The organism is Pseudorhodobacter sp. W20_MBD10_FR17 (assembly GCF_052119765.1).
Classification (GTDB): domain Bacteria; phylum Pseudomonadota; class Alphaproteobacteria; order Rhodobacterales; family Rhodobacteraceae; genus Pseudorhodobacter.
The window spans coordinates 1-2,590 of sequence record NZ_JBGQOQ010000093.1; the positions used below are offsets into that span (position 1 = coordinate 1).

General features: G+C 61.7%; 2 protein-coding genes. Both read right to left on the reverse strand.

Translation table 11 applies throughout. The features are described 5' to 3' along the window. Positions 1 to 90 precede the first annotated feature (90 nt). A complete protein-coding gene (gene istB / locus ACEN2J_RS20655) occupies positions 91 to 906 on the reverse strand; it encodes an IS21-like element helper ATPase IstB (protein WP_442108621.1) in 816 nt (271 codons plus the stop codon). Beyond that, positions 903 to 2,411, reverse strand: a complete 1,509-nt coding sequence (istA, locus tag ACEN2J_RS20660) for an IS21 family transposase (protein WP_442108623.1) — start codon at positions 2,409 to 2,411, stop codon at positions 903 to 905. Before istA ends, istB begins: the two co-directional genes overlap by 4 nt. Positions 2,412 to 2,590 lie beyond the last annotated feature (179 nt).

The following is a 2,590-nucleotide window of genomic DNA, read 5'->3' on the forward strand; positions in this document are numbered from 1 at the left end:
TGTAGAGCGTCAACCACCTTGTCCGCGAGCGACAACCATCTTGGCCGGTTTTGAGGCCACTGAGGTTGGCGTGTCGTTCTGTGTTTTGGGTTAGGTTGCTCCTTCGTTTTGGTTGTCGGTAATGGTTGTCGCTGGGGCTGCATCCTGCGCCCTCTTGTTTGAGGCGGCCGCACGCTGGCGGAAGCTCTCGGCGTTCATCTCGAGGATGGTCGCATGATGGACCAGGCGGTCGATGGCGGCGACGGTCATGGCCTTGTCGGGGAAGATCTGATCCCAGCCGCTGAACGGTTGGTTAGCGGCGATGGCGATGCTGCGGTATTCATAGCGTCGGGCGATCAGTTCGAAGAGGACGCCGGTTTCAGCCTGATCCTTGTGGGCATAGGTGATGTCGTCAAGGATGATCAGGTCGAACTTGTCGAGTTTGGCCAAGGCTGCTTCGAGAACGAGATCACGGCGAGCGGCCTGAAGTCTTTGCACCAGATCGCTGGTCCGGGTGTAGAAGACGCGGTGCCCTGCTTCGATCAGGGCATGACCTATAGCGCACAGAATATGGGTCTTACCGGTGCCGGAATTGCCAATGGCGATCAGGTTGCCGCCCCCATCCAGCCAATCGCCTGCTGCCAGAGCCTCGATGCGGGCACGCGGCAAGGTTGGTAACGCCTTGAAGTCGAAGGTTGCAAGCGTCTTACCGGCCGGGAGCTGCGCCTCATTCAGATGGCGCCGGATGCGGCGCATATCCCGTTCGGCCAGTTCATATTCCGCCAGCACGGCCAGGAACCGGGCGGCGGGCCAGCCTTCGGTATCGGCGCGGGTGGCAATCTCCTGCCAGAGCTTGTGGAAGCTGGGCAACCGTAGCGCGGTCAGCATGCTGGGCAGTGTGTGGATGTCGATCTCGCGGGCGGTCATGCGCTTGCCCCCAACAGCGCATCGAAGCTGTCCAGAGATGGATGGGCGACAGTGACATCCCTCGGCAGTGCCGTGGTCCTCGGCGTCAGCCGCAATGCCATTGCTTCAGGCGCAGGCACGCGACCAGCATCGAGGTCTGCCGACAACAAATGTGCCAACTCCACTTCGCAGGCCTGTTCATGGGCGATAAACAGCAGATCGACCATCCGGCGGCAGGCATCCCGTCTTGGCAAATCGCGCTGCAATACCTTCCATGCTTCAGCGTATTCGGTGCGGGGGAACAGGCTGTCTCGGTAGATCGAACTCCATAAGGCTTGCGGTTTACGCCGCAGGGCATGGATCACGTGGTGATAATTGATGACATGGACGCGATGCCCGTCGCCGCGCCCGCGGGCCCGGGCGTGGGTCACGACGAGGGTGCCACCCAGAAACGCCTCGATGCGATCATCGTAGAGGTGAACCCGCAGACGCTGGCCGATCAACTGTGACGGAGCGCTGTAGAAGATGCTCTTGACCAGGAAGCCGCCCGTCCTCGTGACCGGCACCACGATCTCGGTAAAGTCTGTCGTCCGCCGTTGCGGCAGAGGCTTCAAATGGGTCCGTTCCGCCTGAACGGCAGCCACCCGCTGCTTGTTGCGCCGGGCAACCAGCGTGTCGATGAAGCGCCGGTAATCTTCAATCGTTGCGAAGTCGCGGCTGCCGCGCAGGATCAGTGCCTGTTCGATGGCTTTCTTGAGATGCCGGTTCTGGGATTCCACCGCCCCGTTCTCGTGGGCCTCACCACGGTTGTTGCGGCTGGCGTCCATGCCGTAATGGCTAACGAAAGCATCATAGCGCTTGGTGATGTCCTCGCGCTGATCGGCGGTCAGGTTACGGAAGGCAGCAGAGAGGCTGTCGGTGCGGTGGTTTTGCGGCACGCCGCCCAGCGACCAGAGGGCTTGCTGCAGGTTCTCGGCCAGCGCTGTGAAGCTTTCCCCACCGAGGACCACGCCGACATGTTCCCAGCGGCTATAGACCATGACGAAGTGGTAGAGCAGGTGCGGGAACGGCTGGCCGGCGATCATCACCCGCAGCTCATCGGCGTGGGTAAAGTCGGACTGGGCCATGTATCCCGGCTCCGGCGTCTGGCGAAAGATAATGTCGCGCTCGGGACCGTTCAGCGCGCGCCACTGTCGCACTCGCCGCTCCAAGGTGCGCCGAATACGATCGTCGGGGAACGCCAGTGGATGCTCGCTCTGAAGGTGGCGCAGCAGGGTGACGGCCTGCAACGCGCTGTCCTTCTCCAGCAAGGGAAGAAGGTCGTTCTCCCAATAGCTTTCAAGGGGATCGCCCACCGTGCGCCCGTGAACGATCTTGCGCTTTGAAGGCGGTGTCGGGTCGGCATCGAAGCGCCGCGCAGTCCGTTCGCTGAACCCGGCGCGGGCAGCCGCTGTGCGCTGACTGTGATTTTGAAGGTCGGTCATATATAATCTCAATTGCTGGTCGGTGATGGGTTTGTAGGCCAACCCGGGTCCTCCGTTTGATGGCAGAGAGACCCGGCTTACCAACCCGCAGCGACCAGCACCTAACCAAGAAATTAATCAGGCCGGTGGGGCTGCCCTCCAGACGGGCAAGCCCGTCTTCCGTTCAGCCCCACCGGCCAAGGTGGTTGTCGGCACCGGCCAAGATGGTTGTCGCTCAACAC